Source organism: Pseudomonas sp. 58 R 12 (genome assembly GCF_900005865.1).
In the GTDB taxonomy this organism is placed as follows: Bacteria; Pseudomonadota; Gammaproteobacteria; order Pseudomonadales; family Pseudomonadaceae; genus Aquipseudomonas; species Aquipseudomonas tritici.
The window spans coordinates 338,274-356,974 of the sequence record NZ_CVTP01000028.1 but is presented as its reverse complement, the minus strand read 5'-3'; the positions used below and the strand labels follow the sequence as shown (position 1 = coordinate 356,974).

General features: G+C 62.8%; 15 protein-coding genes. 1 reads left to right on the top strand and 14 read right to left on the bottom strand.

Going from position 1 to position 18,701, the window contains the following annotated elements; all coding sequences use genetic code 11:
- Positions 1-14: 14 nt before the first annotated feature.
- From gspF to BFP95_RS25980, 3 genes are all read right to left on the bottom strand, one after another.
- Entirely contained in the window at positions 15-1,217 is a 1,203-nt protein-coding gene (gene gspF, locus BFP95_RS25990) for a type II secretion system inner membrane protein GspF (RefSeq protein ID WP_065874042.1), read from the bottom strand.
- The gene (gene gspE / locus BFP95_RS25985; RefSeq protein ID WP_065874043.1) at positions 1,214-2,950 is read right to left on the bottom strand and encodes a type II secretion system ATPase GspE; all 1,737 of its coding nucleotides are present in this window, start codon (positions 2,948-2,950) and stop codon (positions 1,214-1,216) included. Before gspE ends, gspF begins: the two co-directional genes overlap by 4 nt.
- Positions 2,951-3,104: 154 nt before the next feature.
- Positions 3,105-3,332 (bottom strand): hypothetical protein, encoded by a 228-nt coding sequence (locus tag BFP95_RS25980; protein WP_049712459.1) that lies wholly within the window; start codon positions 3,330-3,332, stop codon positions 3,105-3,107.
- Between the two features lie 509 nt (positions 3,333-3,841).
- Here BFP95_RS25980 and BFP95_RS25975 point away from each other — a divergent pair.
- Entirely contained in the window at positions 3,842-6,592 is a 2,751-nt protein-coding gene (locus tag BFP95_RS25975; protein ID WP_065910900.1) for a beta-glucosidase, read from the top strand.
- A 141-nt stretch (positions 6,593-6,733) separates the two neighbouring features.
- Here BFP95_RS25975 and BFP95_RS25970 read toward each other — a convergent pair whose 3' ends face one another.
- From BFP95_RS25970 to BFP95_RS25920, 11 genes are all read right to left on the bottom strand, one after another.
- Positions 6,734-7,348 (bottom strand): TetR/AcrR family transcriptional regulator, encoded by a 615-nt coding sequence (locus BFP95_RS25970; protein WP_065874047.1) that lies wholly within the window; start codon positions 7,346-7,348, stop codon positions 6,734-6,736.
- Between the two features lie 128 nt (positions 7,349-7,476).
- Complete coding sequence (fecE, locus tag BFP95_RS25965; protein WP_065874048.1) at positions 7,477-8,268, bottom strand: Fe(3+) dicitrate ABC transporter ATP-binding protein FecE; 792 nt, start codon at positions 8,266-8,268, stop codon at positions 7,477-7,479.
- Positions 8,269-8,272: 4 nt separating this feature from the next.
- A complete protein-coding gene (locus BFP95_RS25960; RefSeq protein ID WP_065874050.1) occupies positions 8,273-9,241 on the bottom strand; it encodes an iron chelate uptake ABC transporter family permease subunit in 969 nt (322 codons plus the stop codon).
- Positions 9,238-10,227 (bottom strand): iron-dicitrate ABC transporter permease FecC, encoded by a 990-nt coding sequence (gene fecC, locus BFP95_RS25955; RefSeq protein ID WP_065910899.1) that lies wholly within the window; start codon positions 10,225-10,227, stop codon positions 9,238-9,240. Before fecC ends, BFP95_RS25960 begins: the two co-directional genes overlap by 4 nt.
- A 2-nt stretch (positions 10,228-10,229) precedes the next feature.
- Positions 10,230-11,144 (bottom strand): Fe(3+) dicitrate ABC transporter substrate-binding protein, encoded by a 915-nt coding sequence (locus BFP95_RS25950; protein WP_371914470.1) that lies wholly within the window; start codon positions 11,142-11,144, stop codon positions 10,230-10,232.
- 246 nt (positions 11,145-11,390) lie between these two features.
- The gene (locus tag BFP95_RS25945; protein WP_065880896.1) at positions 11,391-13,781 is read right to left on the bottom strand and encodes a TonB-dependent receptor; all 2,391 of its coding nucleotides are present in this window, start codon (positions 13,779-13,781) and stop codon (positions 11,391-11,393) included.
- 84 nt (positions 13,782-13,865) lie between these two features.
- Positions 13,866-15,476, bottom strand: a complete 1,611-nt coding sequence (locus BFP95_RS25940) for a gamma-glutamyltransferase family protein (RefSeq protein WP_065880895.1) — start codon at positions 15,474-15,476, stop codon at positions 13,866-13,868.
- Positions 15,477-15,513: 37 nt separating this feature from the next.
- Positions 15,514-16,293: an amino acid ABC transporter ATP-binding protein gene (locus BFP95_RS25935; RefSeq protein ID WP_015884888.1), complete on the bottom strand. Its 780-nt coding sequence runs from the start codon at positions 16,291-16,293 to the stop codon at positions 15,514-15,516.
- A 2-nt stretch (positions 16,294-16,295) separates the two neighbouring features.
- Complete coding sequence (locus BFP95_RS25930) at positions 16,296-17,072, bottom strand: amino acid ABC transporter permease (protein WP_065874057.1); 777 nt, start codon at positions 17,070-17,072, stop codon at positions 16,296-16,298.
- Positions 17,073-17,083: 11 nt separating this feature from the next.
- On the bottom strand, positions 17,084-17,890 hold the full coding sequence (locus BFP95_RS25925) for an ABC transporter substrate-binding protein (protein ID WP_065880894.1): 807 nt from the start codon (positions 17,888-17,890) through the stop codon (positions 17,084-17,086).
- Between the two features lie 68 nt (positions 17,891-17,958).
- Positions 17,959-18,627: a GntR family transcriptional regulator gene (locus tag BFP95_RS25920; protein ID WP_065874059.1), complete on the bottom strand. Its 669-nt coding sequence runs from the start codon at positions 18,625-18,627 to the stop codon at positions 17,959-17,961.
- Positions 18,628-18,701: the final 74 nt, after the last annotated feature.

The window sequence follows — 18,701 nt, the reverse complement described above, 5'->3', positions numbered from 1 at the left end:
CAGTCCTCAAGGGTTCATATATTGCTGGTCAAGCTCATCAGCGGCAGCATGATCGCCAGCATGATCACCGCCACCAGCACCGCCATGACCACGGTCAGGGATGGCACAAGGGCGGCCAGCAAGCGGTCGATGCCGCGCTTGGCTTCGACGTCGAACACATCGGCGACCTTGAGCAGCATGCTGTCGAGTTCGCCGGCCTGTTCGCCGACTTCAATCATTTGCAACGCCAGGTCCGGCAGCAAGGGTTCGCTGCCGAAGGCGCTGGCCAACGTGCCGCCGCCTTTGACGGATTCGGCGGCCTGGGCGACTTGCGCCTGCAGCGCGCGGTTGGTGCACACCTGCCGGGCGATCACCAGCGCTTGCAGCAGGGCCACGCCGTTGCTGAGCAAGGTGCCAAGGGTGCGGGCCAGTCGCGCGGCTTCGACCCGTTGCAGCAGCGGGCCGATGATGCGAATGCCCAACACGCGGCGGTCGTATTTTTCGCGACGCTGCGGGTCGCGCAGGCGGGCGGCGAGTGTCCAGATCGTCACGATCAAACCGGCCAACACCGCCAGGCCATAGGCACCGAGGAATTGGCCAAGCGCCAGAATCACTTCAGTGATCAGCGGAATCGGCACGCCCAGGTCCTTGAAGATCGGCACGAACTGCGGCACCACGTAGGCCAGCAACAGGGCCAGCGAACCGAGCACGCCCACGACCAGGAAGGCCGGGTAGATCAGGGCGTTGATCACCTCGCCCCTGAGCAACTGGCTGCGCTCCAGGTAATCGCTGAGCTGGCGCAGGGTGTCCTCCAGGGCGCCGCCCGCCTCACCCGCACGCACCATGCTCAGGTACAACGGCGAGAACTGGCCGCCCTCCTCCTCCAGCGCCTTGGATAACGGTTGGCCGGCCTTGACGTGTTCGCGGATGCGCTCGATCAACGCGCGGGTCTGCGGCTGGCCAGGCTGCTTGAGCAGGATGCCCAGCGAGCGCTCCAACGGTTGGCCGGCGCCCAACAGCGTGGCCAGTTGCTGGGTGAAACTGACCAGTGCCGCGCCGTTCAACTGGCCACGGCCAAAGGCCTTGCGCAGCCCCTGGCCCCCCGCCGCATCGATCTGCAACAACAGCAAGCCGCGCTTGTGCAAGGCGGCGACGGCAGCGGCGTGGTCCTTGGCTTCCAGGGTGCCGTTTTGCGCCTGGCCCTGGCTGTCGAGGGCGCGGTATTTGAACAGGCTCACGCGCCCTCCCCACGGGTGACGCGCAGCACTTCTTCGAGCGAGGTGACACCCGCCACGGCCTGGCGCAGGCCCTCTTCGTGCAAGGTCCGCAGGCCGCCACGGCGGGCGGCCTGTTCAAGGGTGGCGGCGTCGGCCTGGCGCATCAACAGGCTGCGCAGTTCGTCGTTCATCACCAGCAGTTCGGTGATTGCGCTGCGACCGTGGTAGCCACCGCCCGCTGCATCGGCGCGGGGGCGATAGAGCATGATCGGGCGCTGCTCGGTAAACCGATCCAGGCCATGTTCGGCGATCAACTCCGCGGGTGCTTCGAACGCTTCGCGCGTGGTCGGGTCCAGGCGCCGCACCAGACGCTGGGCGAGGATGCCATTGACCGTCGAGGCGATCAGGTAGCTCTCGACGCCCATATCCAGCAGCCGCGTGATACTCGCCGCCGCGCTATTCGTGTGCAGGGTCGACAGCACCAGGTGGCCGGTGAGGGACGATTGGATCGCGATGCGGCAGGTTTCCAGGTCGCGGATTTCACCGATCATGATCACGTCCGGGTCCTGACGCACGATGGAGCGCAGCGCGCCGGCAAAGTCCAGGCCGATGGCGGGTTTGACCTGGATCTGGTTGATGCCTTCAAGCTGGTATTCCACCGGGTCTTCGACCGTGATGATCTTGCGCTCGGCGGTGTTGAGGCGCGACAGCGCGGTGTACAACGTGGTGGTCTTGCCCGAGCCAGTGGGCCCGGTGACGAGCAGGATGCCGTGGGGCCGTTCGAGCACTTCCAGGAAGGTTTCCAGGCGCTGGCCATCGAAGCCCAGGCTCTGGAAATCGAACTGCACGGTCTGCCGGTCGAGCAGGCGCATAACCACCGACTCGCCAAAACTGGTGGGCACCGTGGACACCCGTAAGTCCAGCTCCTTGCCCTGGATACGCAGCATGATCCGCCCGTCCTGCGGCAGGCGCCGCTCGGCAATGTCCAGGCGCGCCATGATTTTCACCCGCGAAATCACCGCCGCTGAGGAACTCGACGGCGGCGCCTCGGCTTCGTGCAGCACGCCGTCGATGCGATAGCGCACCTTCAACTGGTTTTCGAACGGCTCGATATGAATGTCCGAGGCGCGCTGTTCCACCGCGCGCTGCAGGATCAGGTTGACCAGGCGAATCACCGGCGCCTCGGAGGCCATGTCCTTGAGGTGTTCGATGTCTTCCAGTGCACCGCCCTGCTCATCGAGGTTTTCGATCAAGGTGCCCATGGCTGAGCGGCCCTGGCCGTAGTAGCGCTCGATCAGCGTCTCGACTTCATTGCGCGGCCCCACGGCCAACCACACCGGCACACCACAGGCATAGGCCACAGCCTGGAACGGGTACACCAGCGACGGGTTCGCCGCCAGCACCCGCAGGCCGCCCTGGCTCCAGCCCACGGGCACCACCTGGTAGTGGCGCATGAAACGCTCGGTCAGTTGTGGCAACGGGTCCAGCAGCGGCGGCGCGGCATCCGCCAGCAGCAGCGGTGCGCCGAGCAAGTCTGCCCAGGCGCGGGCCAATTCCACTTCGGAGACCAGCCCGAGGCGCGTCAGCAAGCCGAGCAACTCGCTGTCGCCGCCTTCCTGGGACAGGCGTCGGGCGCGCTCCAGGTCGACGGTTTTCAAGCCGGCCTGTTGCATCAACCACGCGCACACCTGTTCGGTGTTCGGGATATGCAGTTGGCAGGCATTGATGGGCGTTGAAAGGCTGGGCTGGGACATGGGTAAAAATCTGAGGGGCGATGTGCTAAAGGGCTGTGTAAACCCCTTGTGGGAGCGGGCTTGCCCGCGATGGCAGTGGATCAGGGCCGAATATGCTGGCTGATACACCGCTATCGCGGGCAAGCCCGCTCCCACAGGAGTCCGCGTTTTCCCGTCAGTTGGACGTTTTCGGCGCGGTCGTCTGGCTGCTGTTCAGCGGCCGGCCACCCTTGGTGGTTTCAGCCTTCTGTTTTTTTGCCGCCTTGGCGTCGTGGGCCTGGGTCAGCACGGTGGAATCGGTGGCCCCGGATGTCGCATCAGCGTCCGTGGACTCAGCCGCCATCGCCGCGCCACTCAGCGCGACGCTCAGTACAACACCGGCACCCAGCAAGGAAATCTTCATCAACTTTCTCCAGATCAAAAACAGCAGATAGCCCAAGTGGCGCCTTGAACTCGATCAAGACCCTACACCAAAGCAGTGTGTATTACAGCTTGTATAAGACATGGCACTTTAGAACTACCGAGCAATGCCACTAGTTAGCCATGCCACGACATATTTCCTTAAACCAATCGACTAGTAGGTTTAACACAAGTTCCAAAACGTAAGAAATTATTTCTTATTTCACGCAAAAATTAGCTTTCGTTTGACTTATAACCGCAAGAATTGCCTTAATTATGCGGTTTTCGCGGTTCAAAATGCCATCTCGTGATATCGCTTAGACACTACTTACAACAATAACCACTACAATTATTACACTTATAAAACTGCGTAATTCGCCAAATAGTTGCAATTAGCCATCGGTTAAAAATTGCGATCACGGGCAACTATTGCCCAGAAAAAAGTGACGAGCGTGCACAGCAACCCGCACTTCTCGGCGCGCCATGTTTACTGAACAGTTGTCGGAGAGACCCATGAATAAACGCAAAATGATCGGTGCACAGTCGGCATTCGCCCTGCTGGCACTGGCCGTGTCCCAGGTGCACGCGGCGACCAGCCCTGCCCTGGATGAAGGTCGTGTGAGCCGTGCGGAAAAAGCCGCAGACAAAACCCTGGCCAAGATGACCATGGAAGAAAAACTCGCCTACATCGGCGGCACCGGTGGCTGGGATGTCAAGCCGCTGACCCAGTACGGTGTCCCGCAGATTCACGGCGCCGATGGCGGCGTGGGTGTGCGCTACACCAGCGAAGGCAACGCACAAGGCGTGGTCTACCCGTCCGGGCCAAACCTGGCCGCCAGCTGGAACCCGCGCCGCGCCATCGACCTGGGCCGTGCCCTGGGTTATGACACTGCCAGCGGCGGTTATCAGTTTGTCACCGGCCCCGGCGTGAACCTGTATCGCATGCCATACAGCGGCCGTGCGTTCGAGTATTTGTCCGGTGAAGACCCGTTCCTCGGCGCCAGCCTCGGGCCGGCGTTGATCAACGGTATTCAGTCACGCGGGGTGTGGGCCAATGCCAAGCATTTCGCCGCCAACGACCAGGAAAGCAACCGCTTCCACCTTGATGAAATCATCAGCGAGCGCGTGCTGCGCGAAATGACCTTGCCGCCGTTCGAGTCCGCCTCGAAGAACAGCAAAGTCGCGATGATGATGTGCGCGTTCCAGAAGGTGAACGGCGAGTTCGCCTGCCAGAACAAGCACCTGATGCGCGACATTCTGAAAACCGAATGGGGCTACCCGGGCTTCGTGCAGAGTGACTACAACGCTGTGGTCAGCGGTTTGCCAGCGGCACAGGCCGGCACCGACCTGGACATGATGGGCTACCAGATGAACAGCACCATCCTCAAGCCGTACCTGGACAGCGGCGAGCTGAGCAGCGCGACCATCGATGACAAGGTGCGCCGCATTCTCAAGCAGATCTACCTGTACAAGTTCGACAGCAAGGCACCGCTGACCAGCCACAACATGAACAGCGCCACCAGCAATCGCGTAGCGCTGAACGCCGCCCGTGAAGGCATCGTGCTGCTGAAAAACCAGAACAACCTGCTGCCGCTGGACGCGAAAAAGGTCAAGCGCATCGCTGTGGTCGGCACCCTGGCCAAGTACGCGCCACCCACCGGTTTTGGCAGTGCCAACGTCATGGCCGCTAACTACATCAGCGAGCTGAGCGGCCTGCAGCAACTGGCGCCGGGCGCCAAGGTCGAGTTCATCGACGGGCTGTCCCTGGACCCGGCCACTTCGACCTGGACCCATGCCGACAGCAATGGCAACAGCGCCAAAGGCTTGAAGACCGAGTTCTTCAGCAACACCAACTGGTCCGGTGACCCGGCCGCCAGCCGCACTGACACGCATGTCGACCTGGACTGGTCCACCGACAGCCTGCCGGTGAACGGCGATACCGCCGCCACTTCGATTCGCTACAGCGGCCAGATCACCCCAGCCGTCAGCGGCGAACAGGTGTTCAAGATCCGCGCCGACGGTGCGGTGCGCCTCTATGTCAACGGCAAGAAAGTCCTCGATAACGGCGACGGCAAGCCGCTGCCAAACAACAGCATCCCGCCGACCATCCCGGTGTTTGCCAAGGTCAACCTGGAGGCCGGCAAACCCGTCGATATCAAGCTGGAATACTCGCGTCGCAACGGCTACCTCTCGACCATGGGCGGCCTGGTCGGCGTGCAAATGAGCTGGGCCTCGCTGGTCGCGCCCAAGGATCTGGCGCAGTACGACGCCGTGCTGGTGGCAGCCGGTAACAGCAACGAATACGAGGGTGAAGGCTTCGACCACAGCTTCGATTTGCCGGAGTACCAGAACCTGCTGATCCAGAGCATCGCCAAGGTCAACCCGAACACCGTGGTCACGCTGCACGGCGGTACCGGTTTGAAGATGAGCGACTGGATCGACCAGGTACCGGCCGCGCTGCATGCGTTCTACCCTGGGCAAAACGGCGGCCAGGCCCTGGCGGAGATTCTGCTGGGCAAGGTCAACCCGTCGGCCAAGCTGCCGATCAGTATCGAACGCAACATCGAAGACAACCCGATCTACGCGACCTTCCCAAAATTCGACAACCAGGAAACCCTGGCCGAGATGAGCTACAAGGATGACCTGTTCCTGGGCTATCGCGGCTATGAGAAAAAAGGCATCAAGCCGCTCTACCCATTCGGTTATGGCTTGTCGTACACCACCTTCGGCTACAGCAACATCAGCGTGACCCCTGGGGTGGCGGTGGCCGGTGCACCGATCAAGGTGTCGTTCGACCTGGCCAACACCGGCAAGGTGGCAGGCGCCGAGGTCGCCGAGTTGTACGTGGGCCAGAACAACCCGAAAGTGGAGCGCGCCATCAAGGAACTCAAGGGCTACAAGAAGGTGTTCTTGAAGCCCGGCGAGAGCAAGCGCGTGACCATCGAGCTCAACGACCGCTCGCTGGCCTACTACGACGTGGCGAGCAAGCAATGGGTGGTGGATGCGGACAGTTTCAACCTGTCGGTGGGGGCGTCGTCCCAGGATATTCGCCTGAACGCCAAGCTGGTCAACCCGTTCCGCCAGGAACTGTCGACCACCACCAGCAACCCGCTGCCGCGCTCAGCGCTCAATTCGACGCTGCGTGAATCGACGGTGAAGACCGGTGGCGTGCTGCATCAGAATGAAGGTGACAGCGGCACCAGCGACGGTGATGGCTATGACATGAGCGATGACAGCAGCCAGGGCAGTGCCACCGCTAACTAACAGATAAGAGGAGTGCTTTTTGTGGGAGCGGGCTTGCCCGCGATGGCGGAGTTTCAGTCGGTACATTTGCTGCCTGACTTACCGCTATCGCAGGCAAGCCAGCTCCCACATTTGGATCTTCATACATCAGGCGCATGAGACTCAGGTTCTGATGGCCGCTTCGACCCGCGCAATGTAGGTATCGAAACGCGCCACCAGGTCCACCCGCTCGGGAAAGCGCAGCCATTGGACTTGCAACCCATCCATCATGGCCAGAATCTCTTCCACCAGCCCGGCGATGTCCACATCACCGCGCACCTCCCCCGCCGCCACCAGGTCGGCAAACTGCCCCTGCATCCGCTGATGAATCGCCGCATAGCGCTCCTGGAACCACGTCCACGCCGGGTGGGTGTCCAGCAAACTTTCGGCATTCAGAATCGTAAACGCCCGCACCACCCCCGGTGCCGTGGCGTTCGAGCGGTTAATGGCACGCAGGCTGCCGAGCAAGCCATTGAGGGTTTTTTCAGCTCGCACTTCGTCGGCAATCCGTTGATTGACCTCGTCGCGACGCTGCAACACGCCCATCAATAGCGAAATTTTGCTGGGAAAGTGGTGCAGCAGGCCGGCCACTGAAATGCCGACAATCGCTGCCACCTGGGCCATCGAGGCGCCGCTGTAACCTTCCAGGGAAAACACCTGCAAGGCTGCGTCCAGCAGTTCTTCGCGGCGTTTTTCACCTTTGGGTGCGCGACGGGTCTTGGGGGCGGGTTCTTTCATGAGGACGTCCTTGTGGGCAGGCTTGCACCGTATCCAAATCGGCCCTGAGCCGCAAATAAAGCTCAGGTGCTCTCCCGTTCGATCAAGCGGCAGCCCAACAGGTTCAAGCGCTGCACCTCACCCTTGCGTCAGGCGGAATGGCGGGTGCTTTTTTCGACCACGCACATGGGCGTGCCCGACACCGGTTCGTTCATGATCTGCACCTGCACCTCAAACACCTGCCGCATCAGCTCGGCACTGATCACGTCCCCCGGCGCGCCGTCGGCCACCAGCTTGCCACCGTGCATCACCGCCAGGTGGTCGGCATAACGGCAAGCCTGGTTGATATCGTGCAGCACGGTAATCACCGTCTTCCCTTCAGCGGCCAGTTCGCCCATCAAGTCGAGCAGTTCAACCTGGTGGCTGATGTCCAGGTAGGTCGTGGGCTCATCCAGCAACACCACCGGCGCGTTCTGCGCCAACACCATGGCCAGCCAGGCACGTTGGCGTTGACCACCGGATAGATCCGCCAGGGCGCGGTCGGCCAGGCTGTCCAGTTCCAGGCGTTGCATGGCCTGGGTCACATGGGATTGATCGTTGCCGCTCAGGCGCCCCCACAATGAGTTGTGCGGGCTGCGACCATAGGCGACCAATTGGCGCACGCTGACACCTTCCGGCACCGGCAATACTTGAGGCAAAAACGCAATCTGCCGCGCCAATTGGCGGGCGGACAGGCCGGCGTAGGCCTGGCCATCCAGGGTCAATTCGCCCTGGGTCGGTTTGAGGATTCGCGCAAAGGCCTTGAGCAAGGTGGATTTGCCGCAGCCGTTCGGCCCGATCAGCGCAGTGACCTTTCCGGCGGGTGGCGTGAATGACAACCCTTGCACGATGCGTGTCGCGCCGTAGCCAATATCGAGTTGATGTGCTTGAAGAATACTCATGTCATCAGCCCTTGAACCGTGCCAGCAACCAAAGAAAATACGGCGCGCCAATCACCGCCGTGAGCACCCCGGCGGGAATTTCGCTGGGCGCGATCAACGTGCGTCCCAACGTGTCGGCCAGCACCAGTAACAGTGCACCGATCAGCATCGACGCCGGCAGCAGGTACTGGTGATGCCCGCCCACCAACCGCCGCGCCATATGCGGTGCGACCAGGCCGATAAACCCAATCGGCCCGATCACGCCCACGCCCAGGCTGGTCAGCAGCACCGCGCAGGCCATTGCCAGCCAGCGCGTGCGGTTCAGTGCCGTGCCGAGGCTGTGGGCGGCCTCATCGCCGAGGGCGACCAGGTTCAGCGGCTTGGCCAGGCACAGGCCCACGGGGATCAACACCAGGAACGGCAGCAGCAGCGCCACATGGTGCCAATTGCGGCTCCACAGGCTACCGGTCAGCGCGAGCAATGCGGTGTTGATATCCAGCGGGTGGGACAGGATCAGAAACTCGGTGACGCTGGATAAGGTCACCGCAATCGCCACCCCGGACAACGCAAAGCGCACCCCGGAAAAACTCACCCCGGTGTTGTAAAGCGCGAGCAGCAACGCGCCAGCCGCCCCGCCCAAACAGGCCACCAGCGGCAGCCAGGCAATTGGCAAGTGCGGCCAGCTGATGATCACCACGGTCAGCGCCAGCCCCGCGCCCTGGGTCACGCCGAGAATTTCCGGCGAAGCCAGCGGGTTGCGGATCACGCCCTGCACAATCGCCCCGGCCAGGCCAAAGGCTGCACCTGCGAGGATCGCGATCAGGCTGCGTGGCAGGCGGTGGTTCCATACTTCGAAGTCGAGTGCATCGTGGGCCAGCAGGCGGTCCAGCACGGTGTCGAGCGTGAGCCACAGGGTGCCGGCGCTGAGGCTGACGAAGGTCGCCAGCAGCAACAGGCCGAGCAGCAGCCATAGGCGTAATCGTGGCCGGATCATAAGGCGCGCCTGGCAAGAAAGAGAAAGAACGGTGCGCCGATCAACGCGGTGACCACGCCAGCCGGCGTTTCCACCGGGAAAGCCACGGCGCGGCTGAGCAGGTCAGCCCCCAGCACGATCACCGCGCCCAACGCTGCGCTCAGCGGGATCAGCCAGCGGTAGTCATTACCGAGGAACTGGCGAAGAATATTCGGCGCGATCAACCCGACAAAACCGATCGGCCCCACGGCACAGACACTCGCCCCCACCAGCAACAGGCTGGCGATAAACACCTGCAAACGCAGGCTGGCGATGCCCACGCCCAACGAACGTGCGGCGTCTTCGCCAAGGTTGATCAGGTTCAGGCGCGGTGCACACCAGAGCGCCCACAGCCCGCCAATCAAGGTGCACGGCCAGAGCAACTGCACTTGCGCGGCGCCCACATTGGCCAGGGAGCCGGCCAGCCAGTTGAGCACGCTTTGCGCCTGGGCCTCGACCAGAATCACCGTGAGCCGGGTCAGTGCCGCACACAATGCCGCTACCGCAACGCCGGCCAAGACCAGACGACCCTGGGCCGTGGTCGGCGACCAGGCGCCGCCAAGGCTGAATACCGTGATCCAGGCCAACGCGCCGCCCAGGCAGGTCATCAACAATGCACCACCGGCAAACGGCGGCGCGACCAGGCCGGTGGAAAATAGGGCCAAGCCCAACGCCGCGCCCGCTGTCACACCAAACAAGGACGGCGAGGCCAGACGGTTGCGCGTAATGCCCTGCATCAGCGCGCCGGCCAGGCCCAGGCAGGCGCCGACCAAGGCGGCACACACGGCACGCGGCACGCGCAACTGGGCGACGATATACGCCATGTTGCCGCCTACGCTGCCTTGATGGAACAGCCCATTCCACGCGTCCGCCGCCGTGAGCGTGAACGGCGACCAGCTGTACAGCGAGAGCCAGAACAACAACGCGCCCAGCAATACAATGCCTGCCGCCGCAAAACCGCGTTGCACGCTTACTGGCTCAACACAGCTTTGCCGCCTTTAAGAATCGCCAACGCATCTTCGGCGATCTGCTCCGAGACCAGCACGCCACGGTTGCGCGCCCAGCTGTCGCCATCGACTTCGGCTACCTGCTTGTTACGCACGGCGCTGAGCACTTGCCACAACGGCTGCTTGCTCCAGCTGTCGACGATGCTGGGGCGACGGTAATGGCCGACCAGCAACCAGCCCGGGTCGAGGGCGAGCAGTTGCTCCAGGCTGACAAATTCGGTGGGCGCGGCGTTGGCGCGTACCGATGGGACTTTCAGGCCGATGGCCTGCAACACGCTGCCTGCGTAGGAGTCTGGGCCGTGCACGGAGAAGCTGTCTTCACGGGCGACGCCAAACAGCACGCTGGCGCCAGCGGGAATCTGTTGCGCGATGGCTTTGAGGTTTTCACGGTTCTTCTGGATACGCGCTTCCATCTGCGCGCTCTTGCCTAGCGCCTTGCCGATCAGCTCGGCAGATTTCAGGCTGCCTTGGTAATCCTCACCACGCGAGGGCAACAACAGCGTCGGCGCGATGCTCGCCAAGTCGCTGTACAACGCCTGGTGGCGATTGAGGTCGGCGACGATCAGGTCGGGCTTGAGCCGGGCGATTTCCTCGATGCTCGGCTGCGAGCGCAGGCCTACGGACTTCCACTCACCGATAGCCTGGCGCACACGGGGCAACACGCGGTTGGCATCACCATCATCGGCGGCGCCAACGGGCGTTACGTCAACGGCAGCCAAACTGTCGAGAAAGGAAAACTCCAGCACCACCACACGCTTGGGCGCGTCCGGCAGATGCACCGCGTGCTGGCCGTCATTGAGGTCGATCGGGGCGGCGCTCAGCAGGCTTGAAGAGAACGCCAAGAGGCAGGCGGCAACGGTGGGGATGGAGCGCAACATTCGCATGACAAGGACCTCGGCGTTGGAACACCCCAGCTAGACCTGTTGGGGAAAACGGCGGGTACTATTCCATATTGGGGCGGCGCGATCAAAAAACATTCTCATTAAGGTGATCCCCGCCGACACCGCCGATCAAATGTGGGAGCGGGCTTGCTCGCGAATACGGAGGGTCAGTCGAAGATGTTCCAACTGGGCCACCGCTTTCGCGAGCAAGCCCGCTCCCACATTTTGATCGGTGTACACCCGCTAGAAGTCGACGGTGGCTGACAGCAGGTAGGTACGCGGTGTCGACAAGGTCAACCCCGGCTCACTGTCATCCGACGCCCCGGCCGAGCTCCAGTAGCGCTTATCGGCGACGTTCTCCACATTCGCCCGCAAGGTGATGTGCTTGTCATCCACTTTGAACCCATACCGCGCGCCGACATCGACGCGGTTCCACGCATCGATTTCCTTGACGTTGGACTGGTCCAGGTACTGCGAGCTGGAATAGATGCCACGGCTGGTCAACGTCAGGCCTTCAAGGCCCGGCACATCCCATTCGGCGCCCAGGTTAACGTTGTATTTAGGCGTCGCCGGGGCGCGGTTGCCGTCCCAGGCGCCGTTGGTGGTGTCCTTCAGCTCGCTGTCGATGTACATCACCCCGCCCAGCAGACGCACGCCCTTGAGCGGCTCGCCGAATACACTCAGCTCCACACCGGAGTTCTGACGCTTGCCGTTGGGGCCGAACAACCGCGAGGTGGCGTTGGTTTCATAGGCCGGCTGCTTGATGCGAAACACAGCGGCGGTCACGGCAAAGGCGCCGGCGTCGTATTTGGCGCCCACTTCCACCTGGCGGCTGATGAACGGCGGGAAGATTTCGTCCTCGTTGCTCGAGGTCGACGGCGCGATCTTGCCCTGGCTCAGGCCTTCCATGTAGTTGGCGTACAGCGACAGCTTGTCGGTGGCCTTGAACAGGAGGCCACCGGACGGCGAGACCTTTTCTTCGTCGTAGCCGGTCTTGCCTTTGACGCCGTCGCTCCAGTCATCCACCTTGACGCGCTGCCAACGCGCGCCGAGGGTCAGCAGCAGGCGGTCGTCGAAGAACCCCAGGGTGTCGGACAAGGCCACGCCGCTGAATTTGTTTTCGGTGTAGACCTTGGCGTCCTGGCGTATCGCCGTGGACGGCGTCGGCGTTTGCACCGGGTTGTAGAGGTTGCTCGTCGCCGTCCCGTAGCGGGCGCCGCCGTTGGTGAAGTCCATGTCGAAGTAGCTGGCCGCCAGGTTGACCTCATGGCTCACCGGCCCGGTATGGAACCAGTTGCGCACGCCGGCGGTGTAGGTGCGTACGTTTTCATCGCGGGTGAAATCCCGCGGCTGCACAGTGAACGCGCCAGCCGCATTGGTGACGGACACCGCATGACGCAGGAAGTCGTGGTTGCTTTTACGCGCGCCCATGCCGCCATACAGCATCACGTTATCGCTGAGGTCGTACTCAGCGTTGACCGTGCCGAAGGTGTCGTTGGTGCTGGCCTTGCTCCAGGATTGCGCGTAGTTGCGGCGCACATCGTTGGCGCTGGGCACCGGCGCTGCGGCCGCCACCTGCACGCGCTCTTGCGGTGCATCGGTGTCGCGTTCGGTGTGGCCGATATCGGTGGAAAGGCGCAGGCGCTCGCCGCGAAAGTCCAGGCCCAACACAGCCATTTCGCGGTCGACGCTCTGGTGGTCCCACTCGGTGTCGCCGGACTGCTTCACGCCGTTGAAGCGGATGCCGAACTTGTTGTCCTCACCGAAGCGTCTGCCCACATCCACTGCGCCGCCAGCCTGGCTGTCGGAGGCCCAGTTGCCGGTAAACGAGTTGATGTCCTTGTCGGTGGCGCGCTTGGGCACTACGTTGATGCCGCCACCGACGCTGCCGCGCGGTGAGATGCCGTTGATCAACTGGGTGGGGCCTTTGAAGATGTCGACGCGGTCGGCCATTTCCATGTCGATGGTGTAGGTCGGCAGTACGCCATAGAGACCGTTGTACGACACATCGCTGTTGAACAGGCTGAAACCGCGAATGGTGAACTGCTCATAACGCCCACCGGCCGGGTTGGTGGCGCGTACCGACGGGTCGCTGGCGATCAGGTCGCCCAAGGTGCGCGCCTGCTGGTTTTTCACCGCGTCAGCGGTGTAGGTGGTCATGCTGAACGGGGTTTCCATAAAGTCCCGCGTGCCCAGCAAACCCTGCGAGCCACGGCGCGCCACTTGCCCACCGGCGTAAGTGTCGCCGTCATACAGGCCGGTGGTGCCAAGGATTGAGGTCGGCGCCAGTTCCAGGCTGCTGCCATCCGGCACCGGCACCAACATGTAGGCCTGTGCCCCCATGGGTTGCAGTTGCAGGCCGGAGCCTTGCAGCAAGCGGGCGAAGCCCTCCTCTACGGCGTACTCACCGGACAAACCACTGCTGGTGCGACCGCTGACCAGGGCCGGGTCTACCGACAGGTTGACGCCTGCCAACCCGGCAAACCGGGTGAGTGCCGCGCTCAGGCTGCCGGCCGGCACCTGGTAGCTGCGGCGGGCGGCAGTGTCTTCGGCATAGCTGACGGCAGCGAATAACGGGCTGGCACTGAGGCTCAGCAGCAGGCTCAGTTTCAGCAAGGGGCGGACTACAGGCATTGGCGGAAGCTCTCAATATTGTTCACTTGCCTGGAATGACAGGCGAGATGAAAAAAAGGGACAAGCTCCGCCAATTTTTTTCGCTTACCACACTGCGATCGTTGAATCCGCCCTGGGCTCGGTGCCGCCGCACAATACACCACTGACCGGATCACGCAGGATGATCTGCCCGCGCCCGAAGTCGGTGAGGTCGCTGGCGACTTGTACCTGATGCCCACGCCGCGCCAGGGCATTGGCCAGGTCGCGGGAGGCGCCCTGCTCGATGCCGACTTTCATGTCGCCCAGCCATTGCCAGCGCGGCGCGTCCAAGGCCGCTTGCGGGTTGAGGCCGAAGTCCACCAGGTTCATCACCATCTGCACATGGCCCTGGGGCTGCATATAGCCGCCCATCACACCGAACGGGCCGAGCGCCTGGCCGTCCTTGGTGAGGAAGCCGGGAATGATGGTGTGGAAGGTTTTCTTGCCCGGCGCCAGGCAGTTGGCGTGGGCAGGATCGAGGCTGAATTCCTGGCCACGGTTCTGCAGGGCGATGCCGCTGTCGGGCAGCACCACACCGGAGCCAAAGCCGTGGTAGTTGCTCTGGATGAACGAGACCATATTGCCTTCGGCGTCCGCCGTGGCCAGATAGACCGTGCCACTGGCGTGGGGGTCACCGGGTTTCGGGGGCTGGGCTTGTTCACCGATCTGGCTACGGCGACGGGTGCTGTAGTCATCGCTGAGCAGATCGGCGACGGCCAAGCGCATGTGCAGCGGGTCGGTGATGTAGTGCAGGCCGTCGCTGTAGGCGAGTTTCATCGCCTCCAACTGGCGGTGCCAGGTTTGTTGACTGTCGCGGTGATCGAAGCAGAAGCCTTCGAGGATATTCAGCGCCATCAGCGCCACAAGGCCCTGGCCGCTGGGTGGGATTTCCCAGACATCCACGCCCCGGTAGTTGATGTGGATCGGCTCCACCCACTGGGCGCGGTAGTCCTTGAGGTCGCTGGCGCGCAGGTAGCCGCCGCTGGCGCGGGAGTGGGCGTCCAGGCGTTCGGCCAGGGCGCCGCGATACAGGCTTTCGCAGCGAGTGGCGGCGAGTTCTTCCAGGGTGCGGGCCTGGGCCGGGTTGCGGAAAATCTCCCCCGCTCGCGGCGCGCAACCGTCGATCAGGAAAGTGTCGAACCAGGCAGCCAGCACTGGGTCGCGATGAGGCGTGAACTCATCCAGCGCAATCTGCCATTGATGAGCAACCACCGGCGACAGCGGGAAACCGTCCCGCGCCAGGCTGATCGCCGGTTGCAGCAACTCGGCAAACGGTAACTTGCCGAAGCGTTGCGACAGCTCGGCCCAAGCCGATGGGCAGCCCGGTACGGTGACGGGGGTCCACCCGTACAGCGGCATTTGATCGTGCCCCGCCGCCTTGACCGTCTCGATACTCAGGGCCGCCGGCGCATGGCCGTTGCCGTTCAGGCCGTGCAACTGGCCTTTGCACCAGACCAGGGCAAACGCATCGCCGCCCAGGCCGCAGCCAGTGGGCTCGACCACCGTCAACGCGGCCGCCGTGGCGATGGCGGCATCAATAGCGTTGCCGCCCTTTTGCATGATCTCGATGCCGGCCTGGGCGGCCAGGGGCTGGGACGCCGCGACCATGCCACGCTTGGCAAACACGCTTTGGCGTTGCGAGGGATAGGGGTACTCGTGAGCGGAGAATTTCAACATGGCAAAGGCTCTTCAACACAAAGGTTTATTAGCGGGCTCATAACACGCGGCTGAGAAAGGCCCGGGTACGGGGGTGGCTGGGGTGGCTGAAAATCTGTTCCGGCGGCCCTTGTTCGATGAGTTCGCCCTGGTCGAGCACCACCACGCGGTCCGCCACTTCACGGGCAAAGCCCATTTCATGGGTGACCACCACCATGGTCATGCCCTCCTCGGCAAGCTCCTTCATCACCTGCAGCACTTCGCCGACGGTTTCAGGGTCGAGGGCGCTGGTGGGTTCGTCGAACAACATGGCCTGGGGTTTCATCGCCAGGGCGCGGGCGATGGCGACCCGTTGCTGCTGGCCGCCGGAAAGCATCGATGGGTAGTGGCTGGCCTTGTCCGCCAAGCCGACTCGCGCCAGCAGGCCACGCGCCTGTTCCAGCGCTTCGGCACGTGGCGTGCCGAGGACCTGGATCGGCGCTTCGATGATGTTTTCCAGCGCAGTCATATGGGGGAACAAGTTGAAGCGCTGGAATACCATGCCAATGTCCCGGCGCTGGCGGGCAATGTTGCGCTCCGAATCGCGTACCAGGCTGCCGTCGCTGCGCTCGCGATAGCCCATGGCGCGGCCGTTGACGCGGATGCGCCCGCCCTGGATGTCTTCCAGCAGGTTGATGCAACGGATAAAGGTGGTCTTGCCAGAGCCCGAGGCGCCGATCAGCACTACCACTTCGCCGCGCCGTACTTGCAGCGAGATGCCCTTGAGGATCTGCAGCGTGCCAAACGACTTGTGGATATCCAGCGCTTCAATGATCAGTTCTTCACTTTGGTGCGCCATGGTTAGCGTCCCCTCAGCAATTTAAGGGTGTTGCGCCCGAACATGCGGCTGGCTGCCGGCGGTGGCGCGGAAGGCCGATCGGACTGGCCAAAACGCGCCTCCAGCCAGCGCTGGAAAAAGCCCCACAGCGTGGTGAGCATCAGGAAGTAGATCGCCACCACCAGGTACAGCTCGAACACGCGGAACGTTGCCGAGGTGACCATTTGGGTGCTGAGCAGCAACTCCTGCACGCCGATCACGCTGACCAGGGTGGTGTTCTTGAGCATCACGTTGAACTCGTTGCCCAGCGGCGGCACGATCACCCGGAACGCCTGGGGCAGCACAATGCGCCGCATCAGCTTGGCGAAACCCATGCCGAGTGAACGTCCGGCCTCGTATTGGCCCTTGTCCACCGCGCCGATGCCGGCCCGGATGATCTCAGCCATGTACGCTCCTTCATTCAGGCCCAACGCAATGATCGCCGCCTGGATGTTGCCGGGGACAACCAGGCCAAACAGATCGATATCCTCAAAGCGGAAAATCCCGCCCGCCGCCAGCGCCGTGTACAGGAACACAATCTGCACCAGCAACGGCGTGCCGCGCATCAGCCACACATAAAAACGCACCGGCAGGTGCAGCAGCGGGTTCTTTGACAAGCGCAACAACGCCGCCGCCAGCCCCAGCGCGCAGCCCAGCAGCATCGCCGACACGGCGATCAGGCAGGTCAGCCAAAGCCCGGTGAGGTACACACCGCTGGGCTGCAACAGGTACTGCCAGAACACATCCCAATTGAAGTTCATTGCGGGAAACCTCAGTCGAGAGTGTCGCTGCTGACATGCCATTTATTCAGCAACGCGACGTAGCTGCCATCGCTGCGCATGTCGCTGATCACTTGCTGCACGGCGGCGGTCAGTTGCGGGTCGTCCTTGCGCATGCCCAGGCCGGTGAGGATCCGGCTGAACGCCGGCACGCCTTCCTGGAACAGGTCCGGGGCCATCGCGGCGTAGTAGCCGGCCGTTTCCACGGTGGTGCCGTAGGCGTCCACTTGGCTGATGCGCAGGGCCTGGAACGCATCGGTGTCGGTGTTGTAGACCACCAGTTTCATCGGCGGCTTGCCGGCCTTGGCCAGGTTGTCGTTTTGCGTGTCCAGCAGGGTCTTGATGGTAGAACCGTTGAGTACGGCAACCTTGTGCCCGGACAGGTCATCGAGGGTCTTGATGCCTTTGGGATTACCCTTGGGCACCACTACCGACTGGCTGGAATACATGTAGTTGACGATGTCGATCACTTGGCGGCGTTCGGGCTTGTCGAACAGCTGGTCGACGATCATGTCGCACTGCTGGGCGAGCAGCGCCGGCACCAGCCCGGAGAAAGGGATGACCCGCCACTGCACCTTTTTATCGCCCAGGCGCTTGGCGATCTCCAGGCCGAGATCGACCGTGAGCCCACGCGGTTTCTGCGCTTCGTCGAAGGACACCAGGGGCGGTGAATCCATCCCCGAGCAGTAGGTGAGTTTGTCGACCGTTAACAGGCGATCCGGCACCTGCGGTGCAGCGCAGGCCCATTGGGTACAGAGACCGAGGGAGACAGCCACCAGCAAGGCGCGGCGTTTATGCATGACCAGACACTCCAGTTCGTGGGTACAACGGGGGGCAGGACTCAACGTCAAAACACAGCAGGTCTTTGTTATTTTTCGGCTTGCAGGAACTGGATCAGCGCCGGCACGGTGCCTTCGATGTGCTCGCGCACCACGGCTTCGGCGCGGGCGGCGTCACCGGCGCGAATCGCATCGAGGATCACCGCGTGTTCCTGGCGTGCGCTGAGGGGTTTTTCGCCGTGTTGCAGCCACAGGCGCATGGGCGCTTCCACCAGGGAATAGAGCGCCGATATCTGCTTTAACAGGCGCGGCCGGCCGCTGAGGCTGCACAGGTATTCGTGGAAGGCGCGGTGGCGGCTGACCCACGCGGCGCTTTCGTCGCGGTAGTCGTCCATCTCATCGAGCATGCGCTCCAGCGCCGCCAACTGGCGCTCGCCGATACGACCCACCGCGACGCGCACTGCCAGGCCTTCGAGGGCACTGCGCATTTCGAAGACCTCGTGCAATTCGTCGATATCCAGCCCGCTGACGATGGCGCCACGGTTCGGTCGCAACGTCACCAGGCCCTGTGCATCCAGGCGGCGGAAGGCTTCGCGTACCGGCATGCGGCTCATGCCGATCTCGCTGGCGATGTCTTCGGCGATCAGCCGGTCGCCTTTGCGATAGCGACCACCACAAATAGCATCGAGCAGGAAGTTGTAGGCCTCCTCCTCCGCGGTGAGAGGCTGACGGTCAACATAAGCAGGGGCAAATTGCATCGGCAGCACCTTTTGAATTTTTGTATCCAATTATCCACGGATACAAAAAAGCAGAATGTGTGCCAACTTTGCCG

Bases quoted from the DNA above. Each gene is read 5' to 3' on its own strand.
- gspE (WP_065874043.1), bottom strand. From the start codon at position 2,950: ATGTCCCAGCCCAGCCTTTCAACGCCCATCAATGCCTGCCAACTGCAT.
- BFP95_RS25980 (WP_049712459.1), bottom strand. From the start codon at position 3,332: ATGAAGATTTCCTTGCTGGGTGCCGGTGTTGTACTGAGCGTCGCGCTG.
- BFP95_RS25975 (WP_065910900.1), top strand. From the start codon at position 3,842: ATGAATAAACGCAAAATGATCGGTGCACAGTCGGCATTCGCCCTGCTG.
- BFP95_RS25970 (WP_065874047.1), bottom strand. From the start codon at position 7,348: ATGAAAGAACCCGCCCCCAAGACCCGTCGCGCACCCAAAGGTGAAAAA.
- fecE (WP_065874048.1), bottom strand. From the start codon at position 8,268: ATGAGTATTCTTCAAGCACATCAACTCGATATTGGCTACGGCGCGACA.
- BFP95_RS25960 (WP_065874050.1), bottom strand. From the start codon at position 9,241: ATGATCCGGCCACGATTACGCCTATGGCTGCTGCTCGGCCTGTTGCTG.
- BFP95_RS25950 (WP_371914470.1), bottom strand. From the start codon at position 11,144: ATGTTGCGCTCCATCCCCACCGTTGCCGCCTGCCTCTTGGCGTTCTCT.
- BFP95_RS25945 (WP_065880896.1), bottom strand. From the start codon at position 13,781: ATGCCTGTAGTCCGCCCCTTGCTGAAACTGAGCCTGCTGCTGAGCCTC.
- BFP95_RS25940 (WP_065880895.1), bottom strand. From the start codon at position 15,476: ATGTTGAAATTCTCCGCTCACGAGTACCCCTATCCCTCGCAACGCCAA.
- BFP95_RS25935 (WP_015884888.1), bottom strand. From the start codon at position 16,293: ATGGCGCACCAAAGTGAAGAACTGATCATTGAAGCGCTGGATATCCAC.
- BFP95_RS25930 (WP_065874057.1), bottom strand. From the start codon at position 17,072: ATGAACTTCAATTGGGATGTGTTCTGGCAGTACCTGTTGCAGCCCAGC.
- BFP95_RS25925 (WP_065880894.1), bottom strand. From the start codon at position 17,890: ATGCATAAACGCCGCGCCTTGCTGGTGGCTGTCTCCCTCGGTCTCTGT.
- BFP95_RS25920 (WP_065874059.1), bottom strand. From the start codon at position 18,627: ATGCAATTTGCCCCTGCTTATGTTGACCGTCAGCCTCTCACCGCGGAG.